This window comes from Bradyrhizobium sacchari, from assembly GCF_002068095.1.
Classification (GTDB): Bacteria; Pseudomonadota; Alphaproteobacteria; order Rhizobiales; family Xanthobacteraceae; genus Bradyrhizobium; species Bradyrhizobium sacchari.
Genome location: NZ_LWIG01000056.1, coordinates 13887 through 36918, shown reverse-complemented (window position 1 = coordinate 36918; position 23032 = coordinate 13887). Strand labels below are relative to the sequence as shown.

General features: G+C 56.9%; 13 protein-coding genes and 1 pseudogene. 4 read left to right on the top strand and 10 right to left on the bottom strand.

All coding sequences use genetic code 11. The annotated features are described in order from the left end of the window. Positions 1-4: 4 nt before the first annotated feature. The 4 genes from A5906_RS34855 to A5906_RS34845 form a co-directional block, all read right to left on the bottom strand. Positions 5-1105, bottom strand: a complete 1101-nt coding sequence (locus tag A5906_RS34855; protein WP_080139681.1) for a hydrogenase small subunit — start codon at positions 1103-1105, stop codon at positions 5-7. Between the two features lie 838 nt (positions 1106-1943). Beyond that, positions 1944-2501, bottom strand: a complete 558-nt coding sequence (locus A5906_RS46515) for a serine hydrolase (protein WP_430642436.1) — start codon at positions 2499-2501, stop codon at positions 1944-1946. A 108-nt stretch (positions 2502-2609) separates the two neighbouring features. Next, a complete protein-coding gene (locus A5906_RS46510; RefSeq protein ID WP_430642439.1) occupies positions 2610-2849 on the bottom strand; it encodes a serine hydrolase in 240 nt (79 codons plus the stop codon). A 185-nt stretch (positions 2850-3034) separates the two neighbouring features. Then, positions 3035-3724 carry a molybdate ABC transporter permease subunit gene (locus A5906_RS34845; protein ID WP_167523704.1) on the bottom strand — a complete coding sequence of 230 codons (690 nt, stop codon included), beginning with the start codon at positions 3722-3724 and terminating at the stop codon, positions 3035-3037. A gap of 1111 nt (positions 3725-4835) precedes the next feature. Between A5906_RS34845 and dctA the strand changes: the two genes are divergently transcribed. From dctA to A5906_RS34825, 4 genes are all read left to right on the top strand, one after another. Next, complete coding sequence (gene dctA, locus A5906_RS34840; RefSeq protein WP_080139636.1) at positions 4836-6158, top strand: C4-dicarboxylate transporter DctA; 1323 nt, start codon at positions 4836-4838, stop codon at positions 6156-6158. Positions 6159-7185: 1027 nt separating this feature from the next. Next, entirely contained in the window at positions 7186-9858 is a 2673-nt protein-coding gene (locus A5906_RS34835) for a PAS domain S-box protein (RefSeq protein WP_080139635.1), read from the top strand. Further along, on the top strand, positions 9855-10538 hold the full coding sequence (locus tag A5906_RS34830; RefSeq protein ID WP_080139634.1) for a response regulator transcription factor: 684 nt from the start codon (positions 9855-9857) through the stop codon (positions 10536-10538). Before A5906_RS34835 ends, A5906_RS34830 begins: the two co-directional genes overlap by 4 nt. A gap of 87 nt (positions 10539-10625) precedes the next feature. Beyond that, positions 10626-11012: a response regulator transcription factor gene (locus A5906_RS34825; protein WP_080139680.1), complete on the top strand. Its 387-nt coding sequence runs from the start codon at positions 10626-10628 to the stop codon at positions 11010-11012. 885 nt (positions 11013-11897) lie between these two features. Here A5906_RS34825 and A5906_RS34820 read toward each other — a convergent pair. The 6 genes and pseudogenes from A5906_RS34820 to glmS all read right to left on the bottom strand — a co-directional run bounded on the left by A5906_RS34820 (position 11898) and on the right by glmS (position 22686). After that, positions 11898-12722 carry an Effector protein NopP gene (locus tag A5906_RS34820; RefSeq protein ID WP_080139633.1) on the bottom strand — a complete coding sequence of 275 codons (825 nt, stop codon included), beginning with the start codon at positions 12720-12722 and terminating at the stop codon, positions 11898-11900. Between the two features lie 429 nt (positions 12723-13151). Beyond that, positions 13152-14480 (bottom strand): annotated as a pseudogene (locus A5906_RS45585) (S9 family peptidase); the annotation flags it as partial. Between the two features lies 1 nt (position 14481). Further along, the coding region (locus A5906_RS45580; protein ID WP_245327060.1) for a DPP IV N-terminal domain-containing protein at positions 14482-15456 on the bottom strand (975 nt) is incomplete at its 3' end. Positions 15457-16187: 731 nt separating this feature from the next. Next, positions 16188-16739 (bottom strand): TlpA disulfide reductase family protein, encoded by a 552-nt coding sequence (locus A5906_RS34810; protein WP_136615698.1) that lies wholly within the window; start codon positions 16737-16739, stop codon positions 16188-16190. A gap of 880 nt (positions 16740-17619) precedes the next feature. Next, positions 17620-19584 carry a glycoside hydrolase family 127 protein gene (locus A5906_RS34800; RefSeq protein WP_080139679.1) on the bottom strand — a complete coding sequence of 655 codons (1965 nt, stop codon included), beginning with the start codon at positions 19582-19584 and terminating at the stop codon, positions 17620-17622. Between the two features lie 1275 nt (positions 19585-20859). Then, positions 20860-22686, bottom strand: coding sequence for a glutamine--fructose-6-phosphate transaminase (isomerizing) (gene glmS, locus A5906_RS34795; protein ID WP_080139632.1), 1827 nt, complete (start codon positions 22684-22686; stop codon positions 20860-20862). Positions 22687-23032: the final 346 nt, after the last annotated feature.

Below are 23032 nucleotides of genomic sequence, written 5' to 3'. Positions count from 1 at the left end.
CTCCTCAACTCGGTTTGCCTTTATGGGCAGAGCGATCCGGAGAATGGGTCAACCGCTTCACCGCGGTGGCCGCCGCATGGGCAGCGATGGTCAGTCCCACCACGCCGGCAGCGGCCATTCCGATCTGGTCGGCGTTCTCCTCGATGCCGAACTGCTTGATGGTTGTGAGTCGGTCGTAAAATGACCCCTTATCCCAGAAGCCGTCTTCGGAGCAGCCGAGGCAGCCGTGGCCGGATTGAATGGGAAATGAGACGCCGCCGTTCCACCGAACGGCCGAACAGGCGTTGTAGGTGGTTGGCCCCTTGCAGCCCATCTTGTACAGGCAATAGCCCTTGCGTGCGTTGGTATCGTCCCACTCTTCGACGAATTGGCCAGCGTCAAAATGGGACCGCCGATAGCACTTATCGTGAATGCGCTCGGAGTAAAACATGCTTGGACGCCCTTGGCGATCGAGCTCCGGAAGCTTTCCGAACATGGTGATGAAAGTCACCAGGCCGCTCATAACCTCTGCGATCGGCGGGCACCCGGGCACCTTGATAATCGGCCTGTCGGTGATCACCTTTTCGATCGGCGCCGCGCCAGTCGGATTTGGCTTGGCCGCCTGCACGCATCCCCAGGACGCGCACGTGCCCCAAGCGATGATCGCCATAGACTCTTCCGCCATCGACGTGAGCTTTTCAACGAACGGCTTGCCGCCTTCAATGCAGAACATGCCACCCTCGTTCAACGGCGGATTGCCTTCAACGGCGAGCACATACCTGCCTTTGTACTTGGCACGAGTTTCCTCCAGGATGGCCTCAGCCTGGTGTCCTGCCGCCGCCATGATCATGTGGTCATAGTCGAGCGAAATCATCGACAGCAGAGCGTCTTTGACCAAGGGATGGGCCGAGCGGATAAAACTTTCCGAGCAGCAGGTACACTCGAGCCCGTGCAGCCAGATCACAGGCACACGCGGTTTGGTCTCCAGGGCGTGCGCAATACTGCTTGCGGTGAGTGGACTAAGTCCCAAGCTCGCGGCGGTCAAACAGCAGAATTTGTGGAAACTACGGCGCGTGATACCCTGACGTCTGATTACGCTGTAGAAAGTTTCCGTTGCATCACCCATGAACCCTTCCATGCGAGTTGTCGTCAGCCGTTACGAACTGGTGACGTTCAGCAAGAAGCAGGCCAGCGAAGCGAAACACTTGAAACATAGCAAGCCAACGCTGCGAGATGTCGCGGATTGTCGACCGCGGCCAGCGTGCAAGGAAACTGCGCCATCGATCTGTCGCGCTAATGGTGTCTAGTTTTGGACGTCCGTGTTAGCACTTCAACAGATCAGCACGATGGTTCACCACTGCACGGGACTACGCCTCTACACAACCGCGACACTCGTCATGCCGATTGTCGAATTCAATTGGGTCAGCTGACGGGCACCGCCATGCCCCATCTCAATCAGACTTGCCGATTTCTGATCAATGGTGGGTTAAAGCGCTCACAGGCGCAACTATGCAGGCAGCCCGTGCGAAAGCGGCTGTCGCGCGATGAATAGAGAATGCAATGCACTGAGCCGTGATGCGTACGTTGACTCGCTTTATAGGTCTGGGTCGATCCGATTTGCCTTTGGTTCAAAGCGGCTCGTTACGCGGCATCGCTACGGGGCTGTGAGCGACAGACTGGACGTTTAAAGCTATGGTCCGGGGGGCTTCATCGCGCAATCCGTCCGGCGCGGAAAGTGCTGCCTGCCTACTACAAAATGGTTCATCGCGCCTTTCTGCAAGAAGCTAATCGCAGCATAGACGATATATCGTACTTGTTCGCGGTAATACTTCCGGATTTCTTCGGGCGCCGCCGTCCCGACCACCGCGACCAGACGCTCTTTCGGGTCGCAGAAAACTTGTGTCCCGTAGGCGCCGGTCCAGGTGAACTCACCAGGATTCGCGGAACCGCCGAGCGCCCCTCGGTCATGCGTACAGCCACTCCGAGCCCGAAGCCGAAGCCGCACGGTGCGCCTCCACATTTGCGACTCTATTTTTGATCCCTGGCCCGATGTGTTGGAGACCATGTGGCGCACCGTCCTCTGACCAAGAATGCGCCGCCCATCGAGCTCCCCGCCGTTGAGCAGCATTTGTCCAAGCGCACGTAGTCACCGACGGTCCCAAATGCGCAAGCTCCCCCGCAGTCAAACTTAGTTTGGCTTTCGAGGATGCTCGATGTCTTGTGGTTTTCCCGTAAGGGGGGGCGCATGAAAATGGACGTGCGAAGCGTTCGCGCTGCGATTCAGACAGATGGAATGTGGCATCTTGCATTTCGATAGGCTTCCACAAGTTGCCGGCGAGATAGTCGCCCAATCGCTGTTCGCTGACCCGCTCCCCGACAGCCCGCAGCACATCGGTCGAGAAGCCGTATTCGAATTCCGTTCCCGGTTGGTGCGTTAGCGGCAGCTTGGTAATGGCTTCGATGAAAGCCTGCTTATCGCCCCTTAGTGGCGGAGTAGCGAAATCGGGATAGAGACGCGCCACTTGGTCTGAGCTGTTGGAGGGCGCGGGCCATAAGGGAGCCCGGATGTGTGGCGATAAGGATCGTGAATTAAGTTCGGAGATCTCTGCGTTTGCAATTTCAATGAGCCGTCATGCTGTGGCACTCCCACCTTCATATTTGCGAATTCGGGGGAGCAATCGGTAAGCTTGGCCTGGTAGAGGCAGGCGACCTTGCTCCATGAGGATAAGCCCCGCAACGGCGATCATCGGTCTGGTCATAGAAGCAAGCGCCAATATCGCATCGAGCCGCATCGACCTTCCTCTTGTAGGATCGAGTTGTCCGTACGCCTTGTAGTGGATCAGCTTGCCGTCTCTGGCGATTGCAACCACCGCACCCGGCACGCGTTTACTCGCGATCTCGCGAGCGAAGAACTCGTCTAGCTTTGCAAGCGCTGCTGAGAAGCGCCGACGTCGTCGGCCGTCGCTTCGGCAGAGGCGCGGACTGCACTGAATTGAAGCCGATCCCAGCAGCCGCCGCGACCATAACAAGCTCGTGATATGTCTGGTTGGCAAGCTTAGGACGGTTCGGTGACTCGCCTCGTAGAATGTCTGTCGATGATGGCTAAGGTGAAGATTGTCGCAACGGCGAACACCACCATACCAGCGGCAACCACGCTTGCCTCGTGCCAGCGCGACGCTTGGACATAGTCTACGACGTAGGCCGACAACACCTTGGTCCGTCCAGGAATATTGCCGCCGATCATCATCACGACGCCGAATGTGCCGATCGTATGAGAAAATCCAAACACCGCCGCTTTCGCAAGCTCCAGTCGCGCCAGCGGCGCGCTGATGGCAATGAAGGCATACAATGGCGAAACGCGCGGTGTCATTTTCAAGGGGTGATCGCCAATCGCAACAAAGGCGTTGCGTATCGGGTGCACGACCAACGGTAGCGCCGAGAGCACCGATCCGACCACGATACCTGCGAAGGTAAACGCTAGCGTGCGCCCGCCCCAGAAAGAGGCAAGAACGCCACCCGGCCCGTCGGGCCCGAGCAAAACGAGTACGCAAAAGCCGAGAGCCGTTGGGGGTAGCACCAGCGGAAGAGTGATCAGTGCCGCCACCGCCTCGCTCAAAAACGTCTTTGAGCGCGCTAGCCACCAAGCGAGGGGCACACCAATCATGAGGAGGATCACGGTCGTCACGCTAGCGAGCTCGATCGTGAGCGCAATGGATTGCGAAATCTCTGACGAATCGACATCCATGTGCGTCAGCCCACCCGCGAGCCCAGATCGCCGTATCGTGACAGTGATCGCCTGCACGTCCGGCTCCCCCAGCGATGTGGCACGGGTAGCCATTTAGTCGCTCGGCAGCTCGTAGCGACCGCCGAATTCACGCACGTCCTTTCTGCGAGCACGAACTGCATCGCAAGCCTCATCGAGAACTCCTGTGACAAGTCTTCTTCAATCCACCTGACGGCGTAACTTCTCATTTGCCATCAGCAATTCTTGTGCCGCGCGCGAAGTGTGGCGGCTCTATGCTCAACGGGAAAACACTTTACATAGACGCCGACGTCACTGTGGAGTGGACCTAACGTTGTGTCAGATTCCTGGCATCTTTGTTCTCGAGCAGACAGCGACAGGTGCGCAACGAACGGGCAGGCTTCGACAACCTCGACAGATTTCTGCTTGGTTTGTCGATGTCTCAAACGCCGCACTCGCCGAGCTGGTAGCTGAACGGATGCAGGACGCCTGCCGGCTGGCAGAAACGCGAACGATCGGGCTGAAAAATCGTCGCAAGGCTGCTTCTGCGACGCCGCAAAGGGCGCGAGGGCCGCGGGCGGAGGCCGCCTCTCGGCCGAGCTAGCTAGTCACATCGTCAGCACAGGCCTGGAGACAGACGCCCCGCGCATCAACGGGCTTCACCGTTATCGACAACGCAGTGTATCCATCAAAGATTCCTTCCCGCGGAATGAGTTCCTAAGCCAGGCTTCCATCCGGTAAATGCGTACAATCCAAAATATCGATTTTACCAATGCGACGTACTGTTGCATCGATCTCAGCACTCCAGCCGAGGCGTAACTCCGCTAATGCGCGCCACGCTGCAACTTCTTGTTCGACCTCGAACGGGGTGCGAGCACTCTAGCCGATGTCGCCGAAGACAGACTATTTGTCCGCGACTCGGCCGCAGTTGGCATCTGGTGCACATCTTGCTTACCGAGAAAGGACAACGTACCTAAACGCCTGCCTTGGAAAGGACGCGACCGCTCTCGGAACGTCTCAATCGGGCACGGCTAAAATGATGAGTCTCGTATGACGCTGCCGCCTCTCAATGACGCGGCGGCTCACATTCGAGTATATTCGGGAAGGAAGCGTCATGACCACCATGGCAACTGCGGCGCCCGCACGCGCGTCGCAAGCTTGGTATAAGATTCTCTACGTGCAGGTGCTGATCGCGATCTTGGTGGGCGGCATGGTCGGCTGTCTATGGCCGTCTGTCGCCACCAACGACTGGGTCAGGGCGCTCGGCGACGGGTTCATCAAGCTCATCAAGATGGTGATCACGCCGATCATTTTCTGCACTGTCACATCTGGTATCGCGCATATTCAGGATGCGAAAAAAGTCGGGAGCGTCGGCCTCAAGGCGCTGTTCTATTTCGAGATCGTCTCCAGCTTTGCCTTGCTGTTGGGCCTTGTCATGGGCAATCTGGTCCGAATCGGCAATGGCCTTGCTGTCAAGCCGGATGCTGCGGCGGTCGCCAATTACGTCAAGCAGGCGGAAGCCTCGAAGACCGTCGACTTTTTTCTCAACATCATTCCCGATAGCGTGGTCGGCGCCTTCGCTCGCGGCGATGTTCTGCAGGTTCTGCTGTTCGCGATCCTTTTCGGCTTTTCGCTCATGGCGCTGGGAAACCGTGGCGAGCGGCTCCGCGGCCTGATTGACGACGTCGCGCACGCAGTGTTCGGCGTAATCGCTATTGTAATGAGAGCGGCCCCGATCGGCGCCTTCGGCGCCATGGCCTTCACGATCGGCAAGTTCGGGCCGGCAGCACTTGGCAATCTGATCGGTCTGATCGCGCTCTTTTACGCGACGGCGGCGATGTTTGTGGTGGTAGTGCTCGGTCTGATCGCGCGCCTCGTCGGCTTTTCGATCTTCAAGTTCCTTATCTATATCAAGGACGAGATTCTGATCGTGCTCGGTACTTCGTCCTCCGAAAGCGCACTGCCGCAGTTGATGGAGAAGCTCGAGCGGCTGGGCTGCTCCAAGCCGGTCGTCGGCCTGGTGGTGCCAACTGGCTACTCCTTCAACCTCGATGGCACCAATATCTATATGACACTTGCAACATTGTTCATTGCCCAGGCACTCGGGGTCGATCTCACCTTTGGCGAGCAGCTCACGATCTTGCTCGTGGCAATGCTAACGTCGAAGGGAGCAAGCGGCGTCAGCGGCGCGGGCTTCATCACGCTCGCTGCGACATTGTCGGCGGTAAACCCAGCGCTGGTGCCGGGCATGGCAATCGTGTTTTCGATAGACAAGTTTATGAGCGAGGTGCGCGCCCTGACCAACATCATCGGCAATGGCATCGCGGCCGTGTTCGTCTCCTGGTGGGAAGACGAGCTCGAGCACGCGACGCTGCAGGCTAAGCTCGACCAGGCCACCGTTTCCACCACTATCGACACTACAAGCACAATGCGGTAGGCCCCGGATCTCAATCCGCGCATCCGAACAGGTCGGATGCAAGAGCCACACTTCTCGTATTCGAATGAGCGAGGCTGTCTTAAGATGAGCCGGTACTTTCTCGTGCGCTCTCCAGTGCACAGGTTTCTCCGCACCACGGCCAGGCAGCTGCCCCTGCTTTTTCAAGGCGCCTCTTTCGCTCAAGGCTCCCGGCCATCTGAGTGCTTGTGGAACATTTTACGGACCCAGATAACAGGACTGCGGGGTGTCCGGCGTGACGGACTTAGATATTGGTCCGCCTATCAATAACCCTGTGCGCGGCCGCTGCATTTGCCTTGTGCGACCAACGACGTCGTAGGGATCCTGCGGACGCAACTCGTCATCCGTCGTTACGATGCGCGCTGCGGCACCAGATCATGGCGGGTGTGGTCAGCGTGGTACATGGTACTCGACGGAGCCGGGGTGAGCCGCACACGGCTAGCGTCGGTTCGGCGCCGATGTCGGCGCTCGGTTCCAGTGAACCAGTTGGAGACGCGTCCTCCGCAGCTAGGGATGACGGCGTGATCGCGTGGGTTGTACTCGCGCAACTTCGCCTTCCTGTCTCGGTACATGAACCTTGCGCTCTTCTGCAGGACCGACCCTTGCCGGTCAGATGGTTCAGCAACTAGGTTCTGTTCTTTGCCGCTTCGGAGGCGCGCCTGTTTGTTTCGCTTCAACTTCTCGGCTGAACTGAGGCTGTTGTCCTCATTGCGCGGGCATAAGGGGGCGCACCGGCCGGAGGCTCGAGCGACTGTCCGAAGCTATTAGTAGCGGCGCACAGCAGACATTTCAGGTTCGACTGCAGCCGCATCAGAGACACCCCTATCGAAAGGTTTAAGAGAACTATACGTATGTTTGTAATGCGTTTTTTCCCCGCGCGTGCTGAGTTCGCCAGCAGGTGATCAACCTCCGGACACGCTCACTAGCGGATCCAAACGTTCAAAGATTGCCCCATTTTTGCCTAAAATGCTATAGCTCTCCCGCCGGATAACAGGCCGGACGGTCTCAAATGCCTAGCCTGATTAGCAGTTTTAAACGTTCAGCCCCTCAGTTGACCTTCGGCAGCATAACGTTAGCCGCGGTTACACTGACTTGCTTGTACCTCCATGCGCATTTTGCCGCGACGGCGTTCGCCTATTTGTTGGTAGTCTTGCTATTTTCGTCGATGGGCAGCTTCATCGCGTCATCCGCGCTTTGCATTATCGCAATCGCCGCTCTCGCTTACTACTTTGCGCCGCCGGCGTTCACTCTGCGAATCGATGACGCGCGCGATCTTCTAGTGGTGATCGCATTCTTTATTGTCTCGATTGTGGGAACGTACCTGATCGGAAAGCTCCGCCAGGAAAGAGAGGCTGCGCGTGTGGCTGCGGCCAAGCTTCAGCGGAGTGCGGCGGATTTGGAGGATCGTGAAAAACGGTGGCGTGCAATCTTCGAGCATAATCCGGCCATGTACTTCATGCTCGATGAAGCCGGCACTGTCCTCAATGTCAATACATTCGGCGCGACACACCTCGGCTATGCTCGTGCAGAACTGATCGACCACTCCGTGGTTGGCATATTTCTTGAGGAGGATCGCGCATTCGTTCGCAAATGCATTCGGACGTGCCTAGAGGATATTGGACAATCGCGCACGTGGGACGTCCAAAAAGTCAGGAAGGACGGCTCCGTATTGTGGGTACGTGAGAACGCCAAGGCTATGCTTTGGGCCGACGACCGGCCTATTGTCCTTATAGCATGCGAAGATATCACAGAGCGAAAGCAGACCGAACTTGCCCTGCAGCGGAGCGAAGCACACTTAGCTCAAGCGCAGGAGTTGAGTCATACAGGCAGCTTCAGCTGGAACGCCACCACGGGCGAGGCCTTCTGGTCAAAAGAAACATTTCGGATTTTCCAATTAGATCCTCAAACGAATCCTGCGCCGCAGCTCGTCGTCGAGCGCACTCACCCAGACGATAGGGCCTCCGTTAAAGAGATCATCGATAAAGCGATGCGAGACCTGACAGATTTCGAGCACGAGTACCGGCTGCTATTACCGGACGGCTCTGTCAAGCACATCCATGCGCAGGCACGAGCCACGAGAACGGCCTCTGGTGAGATCGAGTTTGTTGGGGCGGCCACCGACATTACGGCAGCGAGGACAGCGGAACAGCAGTTGCGCCGCAGCGAAGCCTATCTGGCCGAGGCCCAGCATCTCACTCACACAGGCAGCTGGTCCTGGGACGTCCACGCTCTAGATTTCGTGTATCGCTCCGCGGAGGTCGATCGCCTATTTGGCTTTAACCCACAAGAGCCGGTTTCGATAGAGACCGTTCGATCGCGCATCCATCCGGAAGATCTGCCGCGGCTACAGGAGGTGCAGCGCCAGGCGATTGAACACGAGAAGGAGCGGTTCGAATATGATTTCCGTGTTCTTCTGCCAAATGGCGGGATAAGGCGCATACACTCCGTTGCGCACGTTGTCGTCGGCAGCGACGGTAACGTCAGCGAGCTGATCGGAACGCATATGGATGTCACCGAGCAACACGCAGCTAGGGAACGCCTGGAAAACACACTTGTCGCGCTGCGCCAAAGCGAACAGCGCTTTCGCGACTACGCCGAGACCGCTTCCGACTGGCTCTGGGAGACCGGGCCAGATCATCGGGTCACTCACTTGTCCGAGCACACCAGCGCTGCGGGAATCTTGGCGACAGGATTGATGGGCCTGCTTCGCTGGGACATTGCGTGCGATATCGAAGAGGAACCAGAGAAGTGGCGGCAGCATCGGACGACGTTGCAGGCGCATCTGCCGTTTCGAGATCTCGTCTACCGTACCGTGAATCGGACGGGATCTCCGATTTACGTCCGCACGAGTGGCAAGCCCTTCTTCGACGGAAACGGCAATTTTATGGGCTATCGTGGCGTCAGCACCGACATTACCGCTACGATTCGTGCCGATCAAGCCGAACAAGAGCTGCGAAAGGCGCAGGCGGAGCTTGCACATGTGACGCGTGTAACGACGTTAGGAGAATTGACGACTTCCATCGCGCACGAGATAAACCAACCACTCGCCGCTATTCTCAACAACGCCGATGCGTGCCTTGGCTGGATGGCTCGGGAAACTCCTAATCTCGCCGCCGCGCGCTCTTCGGTGGAATGGATCATCGAAGACGCCATCCGAGCAAGCGAAGTGATCCGCAGTGTTCGCGCGCTCGCGAAGAAGGGCGAGATTGAGATGGTACCACTCGACATTAATGAGGTCGTTAGGGACGTCATTGCGCTGGTAACACGAGAGCTGGTGAGCCACCGAGTGGGGTTGCGAACCGAGTTGGCGGCCGCGCTGCCTAGGATCCTCGGTGACCGAATTCAGCTACAACAGGTGATCATCAATCTGGTAATGAATGGAATCGAGGCGATGGACGAAGTTACAGACCGGCCGCGCGAACTTCTGATTCAATCATCCAAGGACGATCTGGGGAACGTGCAGCTTGCCGTGGCCGATTGCGGCGTCGGGATCGCCGAGAAGGACGCTGACCACGTCTTGGATCCCTTCTTCACCACCAAGTCGAGTGGCCTTGGAATGGGCCTTTCGATCTGCCGTTCTATCGTGGAAGCTCACGGAGGGCGGCTATCGCTTCTCAAGAAAAATGAACCGGGCGCGACCTTCCAGTTTGTCCTGCCCGTGCATAAGGAGGCCCTCCAGTGACAGGACGATTTGACTCGCCAGGTGAGGGTAGCAATGCCGAGGCCTCGACGAAGGCGATCGTCTTTGTCGTTGAGGATGACATCTCCGTGCGCCGCTCGCTTACGAACCTTTTTCAACAGGTAGGTTTGGAGGTCGTTGCGTTTGGATCGGCGCGCGAAATGCTGCAGAGCACAATTCCGGACGTCACAAGCTGTCTAGTTCTTGATGTCCGGCTGCCAGGCCTGAGCGGGCTTGACTACCAGACCGAGCTGGCCAGGTTGAACATACACATCCCGATCATTTTCATTACCGGCCATGGCGACATTCCCATGACCGTCAAGGCCATGAAAGGAGGTGCGGTTGATTTTCTCAGCAAGCCGTTCCGCGATCAGGAGCTGCTTGATGCCGTGGTTGCAGCGACCGAACGAGATCGCAAAAGACGGGAAGCTCAGCGAACCGTCGCGAACCTGCAGTCTCTATTTGAGACATTAAGTCCGCGAGAGCAGGCAGTGATGAAACTGGTCGCTGCCGGCCTGATGAATAAGCAGGTAGCCGCCGAACTTGGGCTCGCCGAGATTACGGTGAAGATCTACCGGGGTCACGTAATGAAAAAGATGCGTGCCCGGTCGCTGGCCGACCTGATCAGAATGAGCGAGACGCTGGGAATTTGCGTCAATCGTTCCGAACAAACGCAAGTATGATTTTACAACTTCATCACTCAAGCCCATTTTTCGCCGAAGGTGGCTAATGCTTTGGCAGCCGCTGTTCCCGCGTCAGGAGGGCTGATCTTGTCCACGCCTTTGATTTCCGTCGTTGACGACGACGCCTCCGTCCGTGCGTCGACAGAAAACCTTTTGAAATCGCGTGGCTACGTCGTGCAGATATTTGCGTCAGCCGAGGCACTCCTGCGGTCGCCGCACTTGAATGAGACATCCTGTGTTATTACCGATGTACAGATGTCGACTATGAGCGGGCTGGAGCTGCTGGCAGAGATGCGGACGCGTGGTTACGACGCGCCTTTCATTTTCATCACAGCTTTCCCCAACGAGCGCGTGCGCGCGTCAGCCCTGGAAGCCGGGGCGATTGGCTTCCTCGCCAAGCCCTTTGGCGGACAAGCGTTAATCGAGTGCCTCGACACCGCACTGAAGGCGCATGGTGGCCGAGGGGACATCTGATGCAGCAGCGCTTGAGTTCATGTCGGATCTGAACGCTCCATGCGACGACGATCTAGTGACCGATCAACCTCTTCGCAGTCGGACAGGCTACTAGCTCTACAGGCGAGCGAGAGGCCGAACTTGCCTCGTCGATGCTTTACCCTTCGGTTACATTGGTGCAGAACAACCTTGTCGCTGCGAGGGTCGAAGGGTACGCCGGCTCAACTCATTCTGCAGGTCGATGTTCAACGTAATGCTCACCCAAAGCAATCGACGGCATTACGCACTTCTTAAGTCCGTCTGGATCGGGGCCATATATTCCATTGCAGACCGGATCTGGCCGAGAGCGCTCGACAAGGCAAGAGATTCGCCGTGCTCAGCCTTTCTGCAGGGACGAGACAAGGGGCTTCGCCCAGGACAACCGCCTCACGTCTCTTGTGTTGAGGCTTTCTGGTGAAGAGCTCTGCACGATGCTTCGTGCTCACGGCGTCGTTATGTCCGTTGACACATGCGGGCCGGTCTTGTCCATCGGGCCGGCTTCGCTGTGCGTTTCCCTTGCCGACCGACTCACGCAGGCGCTCGCCCTTACTACTTCGTCGGCATCATCTGTAGAGACCTCTGCCTCTAAGCCGTCCAGCCGCGGAACACGCCCGGCCCCTTCGGCGGCCGGGCGGACTTTGGCGGCACCCCATGCAGGTCCTCGCCTCACCGAGCATTGTCAGCAATTGCAGTGAGGTCCTACTTCCGAGGCGCAAACAGATCAGCGACCGCTAAGCCAAGGTGCACTCTGGGGACAGTCTTCTGAGCCAACTCAGAGGGACTCCAGCGAAAGGCCGATAAACACAGGTAGCCCGGAGTAGGCTAGATAGATCTACTCCATGGGACCAAATCCCGGTGATCCCATGGTCACATAAAATCATCCTCATAATCGTATGTTGAGGAGCTCGCTGGGATCTCGGTATCACTAGCTTTACTGTCATCAGCTTTCGAAAGATACCGCGCGGCAGTGCCTTCCCGTTGCCATTTGCCGTCGCTATTCCTTGCCCACTTGTCCGACTTCTCTGGGTCGAGAACCATGTTGTCGGCGTCAACCTCGACGAAGCCCATCTTTGCCGCACGGGCTCTTGCTTCCGGATTTGCCGGACGCAAATTAAGCAGCGGCCGTTCGCCGTCCATTCGAAGTTGATGCTCGAGCAGAATATCGCCAGCGTTCTCGACGAGCGGATGAACGACTTGAAGATCTACAGTAGAGGTAGTCCCAGGCCGCCCAGGAAACAGCCCTTCCCACCTTTCGACGTCGAACTCCGTCATGCTGTCGCCCTTTTCCATTCGTAAGAGACCGACACTCTTGTTTCCTAGTTGATAGCTGAAGTATCGCGCACTATCAGAATCTCGAGTTGTGCCATACTCCTCAGCAACTTCTGCAGTTCGCACGGCTCTTGCAGATACAAAATCCGAATACTCTAGTGGGTTGTTGGCGATATACCTGATGTCGTCGCTGTGGTAGTCCTGCGCTGCTTTTCTGAATTCCGCCTTTTTGAGCTCCACCACAGGAGGGTTTGAATCGAGCGAATACGGCCGTGAGGCCGGAGATGAACCGCCGCCAGAGTTTGGTGCGGCTAAGCGCATATTGGCGAACGCATCTGCAAAGATATCTGCGTCCTCTTGCTCATTAGTTTCGGCAAAGGGAGAGGATTGGAGGTAGGACGAGCCATTGATCCGATTATACATGGCGATTGGTGCTCCCGTCGGACATTCTTTCCGTATCTAGTTCAGGCTTGTTAGGCCTTGCGGCGCTGATAGGCAGCCTGCCTTACGAAAACCTGACGTGGTCCTGCTATAGTCCTCACGCTGTCTTGTCACAGGGCTTCCTTCTAAGCGAGACGGCGGCACGCTCGTTGGCATTCATCAGGTTTGATGAAAGGCAGCGAGCATGTCGGAGGATGCTGCTCTTAGAAATCGGGTCGATCGATGATTAGCCTGTTGACGCCGGAATTCCGCCGCGGCGTCACATATCTCAGGCGCTCGGCAGATCGAACGGGACTCTATGGTGCTGGATCGTCTCGCCGCAATTTGCCCCAAGACATCGTCGAAACCGTATTGGAAATCAATCGAAGACGGCCGATCAAGGCGGGGCAGGTTCGCCCTCGATGTCTTTGGCTAGTCAATAGATGGGTCATTCCAATTAGGCGGCGTCTGCCTGAGGATATTCAAAACGAAAAAGTCCAGGAGCTTGAGCAGACTGTAAGACCCGGGCGCTCCGTGATCCGCGCCTGGCACCACAAGCATGTCGAAGTATTTTCCTGCTCGAATAAGCCGGTCAGCCAATTGAAATGTAGAGGCTGGATCGACATTGCGGTCCAATTCGCCCACGATGAGCAGCAACTTACCTTGCAATCTATGAGCGTTGTCAACCGAGGAAGACTGCGAATATTCAATACCGACCGGCCACCCCATCCACTGTTCGTTCCACCAGATCTTGTCCATACGATTGTCGTAACAACCGCTATTGGCAACGGCCACCTTATAAAAATCGGAATGGAAGAGCAGTGCGCTCACCGCGTTTTGACCGCCGGCCGAGCCACCAAAAATACCAACTCTCGAGATATCGTACCACGAAAACTTCGCGCTCGCCGCCTTGTGCCAAAGGATTCGGTCGGGAAAGCCAGCATCTCTCAGGTTTTTCCAGGCAACGTCGTGAAACGCACGGGACCGATTGTTCGTGCCCATTCCATCGATCTGAACGACGACAAATCCAAGCTGTGTGAGCGGCTCTACGAAAGGCGAGAAAGACTTCGGAACGAAAGAACCGGTCGGACCGGCGTAAATCTTTTCAATGACCGGATATCGGCGGCTTCGGTCGAAGTTAATCGGGAGGTGAATAATCCCCCATATTTCGGTCTCGCCGTCCCGGCCCCGTGTATGGAACGTCAGGGGCGGCTGCCAGCCAGCGGCTACGAGCGCGGAAATATCGGCGCTCTCGACCTCCATCAGCTCCGAGCTGTCAATGGTTCGGTACAACATTAGGCGCGGCGCGAGATCGCTGCGCGAGCAGAAGTCTAGATAGTAGCGGCCGTCTGGCGAGAACTCGACCTGATGATTCGCCGTTTCGGGCGTCAGCGAGGTCAGTCCCGTGCCATCGAAGTTGATGCCGTAGGCGTGGACGAAATAGGGATCTTCCCCTTTATTCATCCCGCTTGCACTGAACCATATCCGGCGCTTGATGGGATCTACGTAGTGGACGGAACGGACAACCCAAGCTCCACGCGTGATCTGGTTTTTAAGCTCGCCAGTGCGTCCATCGAACAGGTACAGATGTTCGTATCCATCGCGTTCTGAGGCCCAGATGATCTCCCGCCCGTCCGCAACGTCGTAGCGGAAGGTCTTGCCAGTATTCGACTGGTCCATTCTTAGGGGCTGGTAGTCGATGAAAGTCTTGCTGCGCTCGTCGATCAGAGTTCGAACGGTGCCTGTGGCGGCTTCGACCTCNGGCGAGCCGGTAAAGCTGATGGCCTCGCTCATTGTACTCGAAAGTGAATCCACGGCTGTCCTTCCACCATCGGATGGGAGAGAGGTCATAGGGATTTGGGAACAACGCATTGTCGATCGCGATCTCGCGACGATCACCGACGTCGAAAAGGACCGGCTGTGGCAGTGCCAGAGCATCGCCGGGTTTCGGGTAGGTTATTGTCAAGTGCCTCGGTTGGCGCTGGTCGCCTGGGGATGATTCGATGTAATGAACCTCCCGTTTGTGGCCCGGACGGACGCGGTAAGCTGCGAGGCGACGCGAGTCTGGAGACCAACTCAGCGTCGAAAACGCGTAGTAGTTGCCTTCAGATCCGTCCCAAGTCAAAGGGATGTCCTTCGGCCCCTCCTTGCTGCGCAGGAAAAGATTGTAATCCTTGGTATAGGCGAGCCATTTCCCGTCAGGCGACACGCTCGCTCTCTTAGGATCATTTTCCGCAATTGGCGTATAATCGTACGGGCTCTGCTGGTCGATTGCGGAACGGTTTGCCTCTCTCGAGCAAGCGTAGTTTACGAGTTCGCAGCTCCAAGCTGTATCCTCAATCTCAAACGTTATTCTGCCACCATCGTCAGCGAGCTCAAAGCGGTCGAATGGCAGATGATCGGCATTAAACTCTGTGTGGCCCAAGCGATTCAGCGCGGCAGCTAGCTTCTCATGATCGAAAGCTACCTGTTTTCTGCCGCTGGCAACATTCACGCGCATGAACTGGCGCTTGCCGTTGCTCGTCGAGCGATAGGCGAACGAAGCACCATCTGCGAGCCAGAACGCTTCCTCCGGAGCATTGATCGTCAGTCTGGCATGCCGATCGTTTATCGTGAGCGCTCGATTGTAATCGGCAGGACGCAGGACCTCTTTTTCTCTGTTGCCTCTTGACCCGTTCACAGCAGCCGCCTCCTGCTGAGCTAAGAGAGCGAATATCAAAGCGCCGATCTTATACATGACGTCGAGCTTATGCATGACTTGATCAGCTGCCCTCACTATGCCGGACACCGCCCGCAAGTCACACTTAGCAGAAGCAGAACTCATGCCAACAATGCGCAATGTGCATTGGTTTGGTCTCGTCGTCTAAACGGCATTGTTGTGAAACGCGAATGCGCCCCGCGTGTCTGAACTCGAACACGGTGAACGAGCGAGACATCATTGTCAGTATACGATCGACCAGGCAGAGATGACGCACCTTCAATCGCTATGGTCGTCGGCATCTAGAGATTGGTTGAAGGCAATGAGCAAGATGCATTTATAAGCACGCACCTGCATCAATAGCCGAACCACGCGGTGTCTGGACAAGAGAGAGGCATGGTGTTTGCCTCATCTGGGCGGGAGCTCTCATCAAACCTGCTCATTCCTATCCTCTCTAAGGAGAACATACAGCGCCAGAATGTGTTCGGAGGAACTCTTTCGTTACGCACGGTGCTCGGCAGACGAGAAGTAGGAGTTGTCATTCGCCCAATTAAAGAGTTGTCGCAGCACCCCTAGCTCCAAAGCTCGTACTGTTTGCCGATCGCGTCCCGAACAAATTTACTTGTAACCGGCAAACCAACCTACAAGACGCGCATCTTTTATGTAGCACGCGCAATCTAAGCTCATCCGGCATTAGAGCTATGCCTCTTCGAGGGCCGGAAGCGCCTTCGCCCAATCTCCCCTCCATCATTAGCGTAAGTTTGGCGAGCTCAGTCAGGGCTTCTTGCCCGCCATTCGCGCTCCATGCGCTCGTTTTCGGCGATCCACTCTGCTTGGGCGGCCTTAGCTTCATCGCTGGTCCGCCAGCCGCCGGTTAGAATTTTCGGTAAAACGTCAGCGAGTTGTGTCGGAAGACCGACAAAGGCAATGCGGCCGTCACGGTCGACCACAAACGAAGTCGGAATCCCCACTGAAAAGCTCGGATCTAGCCAGAGCTTTTTCATCTCGCGTGTGTAGTCCAACCCGATCCGGTAGTTGAGATTCGGCACCTTTTCGGTCAACCAGGCGTCCAAATTGTTTCGAGCCTCGTCCACTGTTTGGGCGCGTTCATGAACTGCCACTCCGAGGACCTCAATTCCGCTGTTTTTGTATTTCTCTTGCAACTGCACCAGATCGGACATCGCTGCCACACACGGACTACACCAAGTTGCCCAGAATTCGACCACGTACACAGTTCCGGGCTTGAAGCTCGCGAGGGACTGGCCGCGCAGCCAAATCTCTACTTTGATCAGAGGAGCTGGGGATTCTAAGCCAAGCACCATGTTACTCTCCAAAACTGATGCACGACCTTACGCCACCTTTTGTGCTAGCTGATCTCTGATCGGCGGGCCGCGACCGATTTGCCGTATAGTGTCTTCCCATCGAGATCCGCGGCGAACGTCGGTGCCGCCGCGTTGAGCGCGGCGCGCTCCAACTCGCAAGCAAGAAGTGTTTCATGTCGTGAGCAAAGTACATCGGTCCAAGGAAGAAGAGCATCGATGGTCTCGCACTATATACGCAGAGCAATCGTTCACTATTGCTGCCCTCTAACAGCAAGGTCTGTGCCACCCTCCAGCAAGGTCTGTGCACGTCGTCCACGTGCATTAAGGGCCTGCCGACGATATGCAACGCTTTGCGGTACTGCGCGGGTGTGCTCCGCCGCAGGACTGGCACAATGCAATCAATTCCGCATTGCCGGGCGACTTTACTTGAACCTGGTCTGTCTCAAGAGGCGCATACCTATCCAGGGAATGACCTGAGCGAGATGGTGGAGGCTTTATGACCCTGTACGAGCACCTGTCAGCCCGCATCAGCGGAGTCGTCGACGTATACCTCGGGGACCTCTGGCCGCGAATTCGCTTCCTGTTGATGACTGGTCTCCTTCAAGATAAATTGGAGACTGGGGCCGCCGCTGAACACTGACGTCTGCTTCAGCAATGGACCGACATAGTTCCGGCGATCTCGGAACAACTGCCGCATGACAGTTCGGTCGTCGAATGTTTGGGCTTGATGAGCATCAGCTTCAGCGACCAGTCGCGCCTTCCAGTGGAGCTCGCGGACGAGCCGCCGCCCATATTTTTGGCCGATTTCCAGACTATGACCAACCATATCACCTGCGCCGGAAACGCGATCTAAGTTCGACTTGTGTAAGCGCGATCCGCGTCAACGCTCATTTATCCAAACCCGCATTTCGCCTTCGCCGCGGTTAGCCCAGCTGAACCACGGAATGAACGTCAGCCGCTGCGGTTCTAGCTGTCCAGGCACTTTGTCGTATTGATAAAGCGCCGCTTCTTCAGAATGCGTATGTTGCAACCGCCACCCATCGGTCTGCAGCAGAACCTTGCCGTTAAAGAGACCAGTTCCTTCGATAAGAGAAAACCGGCTGTCCGCATGAAGCCAAATATTGTGTAACTCGGTCCCGTTGTCGGCTTCCTCCAGACAATAAATTAAAGGGCCACGTTGGATGGCCACCTTGCCAGCCAAGTTACGAAGTTGTGGATGGCCGTATACGCGACGCACTTGCATCGGCAGCGACACTTTGACGCGATCTCCCTGCCGCCATGTTCGCCGAACGTGTAAATAGCCTTTGCACGGCTCGCAATTGATAGGCTCGCCGTTCAGGCTCACCTGCGGCGCGCTACACCACTCCGGCAGTCGCAGGGCGATCGTGTGGGCAATTGGCGGCCTAGATTCGACGACGATTTCCACCTCATCTGTCCATGGATAGCTCCCGCTCGTGAGCAAGCGCAGCGCATGTCCGCCGACGGATATCGCCACCCTATTGCCAACGTAGAGATTTACATAGAGCGCGTCGGTGCGGGGCGTGTAGATGTAATGACCAATCGATGTGAAAAGGCGCGCGATATTAGGCGGACAGCAAGCGCAACCAAACCAGCGTCGTCGCACCGGCGAGACGTGATTGTAGATGCCATTCGACCTCAGCGTTCTGGGATGCACTTCGAGCGGGTTGACATAGAAATAGTGACACCCGTCGAACGCGACACTGCCGAGAACGGTATTGTAGAGCGCGCGCTCCATCACGTCGGCATAGCGACTGTCTAGTTCCATTTCCAGCATACGGCGTGCGAACATCATCAGGCCAATCGACGCGCAAGTTTCCGCGTACGCCGTATCATTCGGTAAATCATAATCGCTGCTGAACGCTTCGCCAGCGCATTGTGAGCCTATGGCTCCGGTAACATAGATCTGGCGCTGGACTATGTTTTGCCAGAGGCGTAGGCAAGTTTGGCGCTGCTGCTCATCCTTTCGCAGACGCGCGAGATGAGCTAGGGCGGTCATTAGGTATACGAAACGAACCGCATGGCCAGTTGCAGTCCGCTGCTCCGAAAGTGGCAAGTGCGCTTGGCTATACGCTTTGTTTGTTATCATCCAAGGCGGGCAGTCCGATGTGGGGACGCAGGATTGCTGGCGTTTCTCGTACTCAATCTCGTAGAAGTGTGGCTCCGTGCCGCGTTGCTCCACGAAATAACTGGCTATCGTGAGATATCGCTGCTCCTTAGTCGCTTCGTAGAGGCGTACCAACGCAAGTTCGATTTCCGGATGGCCATCGTAGCCGTGTAACTGATCGCGCTCCGGGCCAAAAACTGTGCCGATGTGGTCAGCAAGCCTGCAAACGACCTCCAGCAATCGCCGTTTGCCAGTGGCCTGAAAGAACGCGACACCCGCTTCAATCAAGTGGCCCGCGCAATAAAGCTCGTGGCACTCCGCTAAGTTGGTCCAGCGCTCCTGAGGCGCGTTCAGTATGAAATAAGTGTTGAGATAGCCGTCGCCACATTGGGCGGCCGCAATCAATTCAATCAGCTCATCGGCGGCTTTCTCCAGGTCCGGATTTGGTGCCTGGCAAAGCGACCACGCAGCCGCCTCAAGCCATTTTGCGACATCACTGTCCTGGAAAACCGTGCCATGGAACTCGCCCCGCGCACGTCCGGCGGCGAGGCGGAAGTTCTCAACCGCGTGGCTCGGGACCGCCTCGGGATCGCGATCGTTCAGCACCTCCCATTGGTAGGGAATTGCCACTTCCCTGACCAGCTGCTGGCATTTCCCAATCAGCGGATCCGAGACCTGTAGGTTGTGAAGATCGACTTCGGCCGCATTCCGATCATTCATCTCGTTCCTCCTGGGCATGTGGCGAACGGACGCCTAGTCCTGGCAAGCCACCTCCCCACCGTTGGCTTGTTGGGTTGCAGCCCCGAGATTTGCGGCCACACAATTATTTTCTCGTTGCGAGCGTTGAAACGAAGAATTGGAGAGGTTGCGCTAGGGCGTCGCACTCCCAGACATGCGTTGACAGCAGTCACGTTCGAGGAGCGGGACAGCAATTCCCGTGCCGAGGATGAGGATCGGTTCCTCTGTCAACCAGATCTACGGCTCCGCGGTAGGAGCCCGGTGCGATGTCTGGCTCACCAACCGGATTTGCCACTCGTGCTAAATCGCGTCGCCGCGAGGCCCAGTCCATCCTGCTATACGAGAAGGGTCGGCTGTCGCTGGGCTAGATAATGGCCAATGGTACTCGCCTGTCGCATATACAGCCCGGTGGCGCCGCACCTTCCGGTGCGGCTACCATCTGCGATTGATTCTGGGCTCTCGACGTTGCGCGGGAATGTCCGATTCCTAACAATTCTTCTCATGACACGCAGCAGGTGGGAACGGCGCCTGTGGCCCCATCCGGAATCAATGAGCCGTTGGTACGCGCGATCTAACGGAGAAACTGGACTGCTAATCCGAAGGGCGAAGCGCATGCTCAACTTGACCGATAGGGCTCGGATGCTGGCTGGCAATCGGGAAAAGTAAGTTGTCGCGCGTATGCGCTTGCAGTGAATAAGCCGCGAGGGAGCGGTCCGAAGCTGTCGTCACCGACTTGCTCGCCCGCTTCGGCAAGGTGCGAGCATGAGTTAGGGGATATCTTTTGTGCATCCAGCTTCAGGCTGATTTTGGCCCTGCAAACCGGATAGTGGGCCGGGTAACCAAGAGCCGACTTGGATCTCTCAATTGTCCGTAATTCCCGATTGTTATTGACCATTCCACTCGAATGCCATGAAAGTAATGCTCGCTGCCAATGACGTCTTGACTTGATGCCGTAAGCACGACTGGAATCTGCTTATCCACCTGGATCGGTCTATGAATGACCTGTTGATGCCGGGATCGTTTCTCATTCTGGGCTCGCCCACGCCATAATGACGTTTAGATCTGGTCTCGCCGCTCAGCCGAGCACGGGCGGGCTGACGATGGCATTGCCTGAGATCGCACAACCGTAGGGCAGCTAGAGCAACTTCGATACAGAAGGTTGAGAACTCGTGCGGCTCCCTCTCCACGAAGTCGACGCAACCAAACGCAAGTCCAACACCGCGGAGGCCTCAATGCTCAGATACTAACACTGCGACCTCATTCGACAGTCACCGATTTTGCGAGATTCCGCGGCTGATCCACGTCAGTGCCCCTCACGAGAGCGGTATGGTAAGCCAAGAGCTGAACGGGAATGGCATAGACCATCGGCGTAAAGCTTGCGACCATCTCCGGCAGCACAAGGGTCACGAGTGTGTCCACCGTCGCTTCCAAAGCACCCTTCGCATCGGTGATCAGGATAATCTTGCCGCCCCGAGCGGCAACCTCTTGCATGTTCGAGACGGTCTTCTCGAAGACCTCGTCGTAAGGCGCGATCACCACCACAGGCACGGTCTCATCGATCAGTGCGATGGGTCCGTGCTTGAGCTCGCCGGCGGCATAACCTTCTGAGTGGATATAGGAAATTTCCTTCAGCTTGAGCGCCCCCTCCAAGGCCAGGGGTGCCGATGTGCCGCGACCGAGATAGAGCACGCCCCTCGAGTCGGCGATATAGTGCGCGAGCTTCTCGATCTGCGGCTCGATTAACAGCGCCGCAGCAATCAACCGGGGCACTTCGATAAGCTCACGGACTAGCTTCGATTCATCGATCTCAGACAGCTTACCCCGCTCTTTGCCTGCTGCGACGGCAAGCACCGCCAATACCATCAGCTGGCAGATGAATGCTTTTGTGGAGCCGACGCCGATTTCTGGCCCCGCCAGCGTCGGCAGAACGGATTCACTCTCGCGCGCAATCGTCGAGGTCGGGACGTTGACTACAGATATCGTGTGCACGCCCTGGCCTCTGGCGTATCGCAACGCAGCTAGTGTGTCAGCGGTTTCGCCCGACTGCGAGATGACGACGGCGAGATCACCACGCCGCAGAGGCGCCTCCCGGTAGCGGAACTCGGAGGCTACATCGATCTCGACAGGCAGGCGCGCCAGCCGCTCGAACCAATATTTGGCAATGTGCCCGGCATAGCTCGCCGTGCCGCACGCGGTAATTGAGATGCGCTGAATGGATTTGAAATCGAACGGCAATGTGAGCGGCAGGGCGACGCGCTTGGCCGCCATGTCGAGATAATGCGCCAATGTCTTGCCGGCCACTAACGACTGCTCGTGGATTTCCTTAGCCATGAAGTGGCGATAATTCGCTTTGTCTACAAGGAGTGACGATACGCCAGACTTTGATGTTTCCCGCTGGACGATGGAGCCGTCTGCGCTATAAATCACGCACGCCGTGCGCGTAAGCACGGTCCAGTCGCCGTCTTCAAGATAGGTAATGGTATCGGTCAAAGGCGCGAGCGCGATCGCGTCCGATCCTAGATACACTTCACCGTTACCGTGTCCGATCGCAAGGGGCGACCCCTTGCGCGCACCGATCAGAAGATCGTCGTGGGCCTTGAAAAGAAATGCCAGCGCATAGGCACCGCGCAGCCGCGGCAGCGACACTTCTACCGCATCCTGCGGCGAGTAGCCATCCTTGAGATAAGAGTCGACGAGATGTGCCACCACCTCCGTGTCCGTCTCTGAGTCAAAATGGGCTCCATTCTGCTGAAGCTCGGCGCGCAGTTCGCTGAAATTCTCAATGATCCCGTTATGAACGACCGCTACATTTTCCGTCGCATGCGGATGAGCATTGCGTTCGGTCGGCTTTCCATGAGTCGCCCAGCGGGTGTGACCGATGCCGATATGACCCGAAGGCGGACAATAGCGCAGCCGCTCCTCAAGGTTTCGTAGCTTACCTTCAGCGCGGCGGCGCTCGATACGGAGGCCTTCGAGAATCGCGAGGCCTGCGGAGTCGTAGCCACGATATTCCAGTCGCTTGAGCGACGCGATCAAGCTCCCAACGACCGGACCACGCCCCAAGATGCCGACAATGCCACACATATCGATCGATGCCGCCCAAGTTCAAGAAGCCCCGACGTTCCCCTCGCAGGGAACCCCGTTATGAAATTCGCTGCCCGATGATAACAGGTGCCAACTTCGGGATTTGCCGCAGCGGCCTGTATCGTCGCCGCAGTCACAAGCGTGAGTTAGCTCCCTTTCAGCCATCATCGCTTCGCGCGGCTGCATTTCGCTTCTGGCTGCCCATCGAGTAAGAACTGCGATACTGCTTCGAATAAGCGACCGCTTTGAGGAGAGCCAGATATGCAGGCGCGCTTGAACAGTGGTGTGACATCCAATCTCGATACAAACAGACTTGCTCGACGATAGCTGTGGTTGGCGCAACAAG